3 protein-coding genes are annotated in these 2,458 nt (G+C 58.3%); all 3 read right to left on the reverse strand.

What is annotated here, in order from left to right:
* A partial coding sequence (locus VN887_18410) for a hypothetical protein (GenBank protein ID HXT41988.1) occupies window positions 1–259 on the reverse strand: 259 nt, incomplete at its 3' end.
* A 54-nt stretch (window positions 260–313) separates the two neighbouring features.
* On the reverse strand, window positions 314–724 hold the full coding sequence (locus VN887_18415; protein ID HXT41989.1) for a GNAT family N-acetyltransferase: 411 nt from the start codon (window positions 722–724) through the stop codon (window positions 314–316).
* A 40-nt stretch (window positions 725–764) separates the two neighbouring features.
* The coding region (locus VN887_18420; protein ID HXT41990.1) for a tetratricopeptide repeat protein at window positions 765–2,458 on the reverse strand (1,694 nt) is incomplete at its 5' end.

A 2,458-nucleotide genomic window follows, 5' to 3' on the forward strand; every position in this document is an offset into this window, starting at 1 on the left:
CTTCCTTCGTGATGTCCGTGAACCGGGCAACAGGGATCTCGGCTTTGGATTTGTCAGGAATAGTCGGGGCGACGATTTGCGTGACTCGTGGCGGGACAGGCGCAGGTTTGCGTTTGAGGGCTACGATCGCGATGACGACGACGACCGCAATACTCGCAAGGGCCATCAGCGACCAGCGCACGGCCCTGCCAATGACGGCGTCGTCGGCATGGACCAGTTCCTCCGATTCGTCGGGTGGCTCAGTCGGGTTGGTGTTCATTGAATTGACTCGTGCAGAAACGACGCGAGTGACGCAAGAAATCGCGGTGCGAAATCACGCGAGCCGGTCGTCAGGGTTTAGCAGCCATGCATGTGGATGATGCGTGAAACCAACATGCGGGTAGTAATTTTCCGCCGCCGGCGCCGCCAGCAGGAGCAATGTGGTTTTCGCGCCTCCTTCTGATTGAGTACGGCGAATCAGCTCCCTGCCGATGCCTCGGCGTTGATGTGAGACACACACGGCGAGATCCGACAGATAGGTGATGTAGCAAAAATCCGAAATGGAACGCGCCATGCCCACCAGCGCGTTGCCATCCCAGGCGGTGATGACGAGATTGGCGTTCGCCAGCATTGCCGCCATTCGCTCACGATCGTCAACGGGCCGGCGCTCACCCAGCGTCGAAGCGCGGTAAAGTTCTATGACCGAGGCGAGCTCGAGATCGTTGCCGGTTCGGTAGGTGATCATGCGGTTTGGGGGTGACTCGCCGGCCAGAAACGGACTCACCTCATTTCGCAAGCAAAACCGTCTTCGGGGTGGTTTCCCTGGTCAGCTCTGGCGCTCCAGCTCGTTGAAGTGGGTAGATCACCGTTGCCTGAGCGGCATGGTCGGCCGCTGGATCGGCCCGACGTGCGAGGGCGATGGCCCGGTCGGCGGCGTTGTAGTCAGGGAGATATTTTTCATGTTCTTTCCGCTGGTGGGACGCCTCCTTTTCATCGCCCAGTTGCGAATAAATCAGCGCAAGATTGTAGTGCGCGGTCAAGTTTTCGGAATCCAACGTCAGCGTTCTCTGGAACTGCTCGACCGCCTTCATTAGAAACTCCTTCTGGCCGGCAGGATTGGCGCGTTCCATTTTCGCCCGTTCAAAATAAGTCTGCCCCAGTTCATTGATCACTTCGTAATCCTTGCTGAAATCGAAACCGCGCCGGTCGAGTTCGGGATAGTGGTCTTCCAGAATGCTGCGAAACTCCTTGATTGCTTCATCAAGAAACCCGTTTTGTTTGTTCACCAGACCGGTAAACCACGCGACGGTCCAGCGCGGCGCGGGCGGATCGAATTTGACCGCGCGTTGCAGCGCAGCGACCGCGTCGTCGAGCCTGCCTTCCTTGTAATAGACGCGGGCCAGATTGATCGGGCCGTCGGCACGACCCAGTTTTTCCACGCGGTCGAATGCCTGCGCCGCCTGGATCAATTCGCCCTTCTCCGAACCCTTGTCACCTTCGAGCAGGAGGCCGATGCCATAGTCGTTCCAGCGCTGCCATTCGGGAACCGGCGAAGGCGTATTGGCAATCGCCGGGGCGCCGCCTCCTTCGACCGGGAATACGACCCGATCCGAAGCGATGGTCGTGACCGGCAAGTCGTTCGTTACAACGAACGGCGCGCCCGCAACATAGTTCGTGTTGAAGACGTAGTTCAAATAAATAGTGTCGAACTTGCGATATTGCAGTTTGACTTCCACCGTCAAGGGGGCAGCCTGCCGTTCGGGAACGGTAAAACTGTAATGCACCGTCTGGCCGGCGCCGGGCGGAATCTGGTGGTTATAAAGTGGCGTAAAAATATCCTGCGGGTTGCGACGATCCACCCGACGACCGTCGCGATCGAGCATATACACATTTACGAAGTGCGACCAGGGATCCACCTCGTTGTGTGGGCCGAGACCTCCGCTGCGTCCAAGGACCTTTCCGCCATCCGCGATTTTCGCGTCCACCCAGATCTCGTTCGAGTCCACCGTGCCTTGCGTGAACGGATGCCCGACCTTCAGCGTGCGGAGGACAACTTCCAGCAAATAGGTCCGCCCTCGTTTGAGTGTCGGCACGGTTGGGCGTAACGGCGCGGTAAGCGGACCGTCAATGGTTCCGCCTTCCTTGATGCCAAAAATATCCACGCGCAGGCTGCCTTTCAGGAACTCCTCTTGGCGTTTCACGATGTCCGCCTGGTCGCGGAGGTAAGCGACTCCCGTATTGGCTCCGGGAAAGAGATGGTCGTGGATGAATCTCGCCTGCCGGTTTGTCGGATTGAAAAAATTCGCGCCGAAATCCTGCGATTCCTTCAGGGGCATGTGGCACCCGGCGCAGTTCGGCACCGCCTTCTCGGGATAATAAAAACTGCGCGCCCCGTGGCCGGACACACCGCTGAGCAGATATGTGTCGTAATGGTTCTGTCCGCGCAGGAATTCCTTGTACTTGTTCAGATCCTGCGGAA

This window comes from Candidatus Angelobacter sp. (assembly GCA_035607015.1).
GTDB lineage: Bacteria > Verrucomicrobiota > Verrucomicrobiia > Limisphaerales > AV2 > AV2.

Coding starts and splice junctions, on each gene's coding strand:
- VN887_18415 (HXT41989.1), bottom strand. CDS start 724: ATGATCACCTACCGAACCGGCAACGATCTCGAGCTCGCCTCGGTCATA.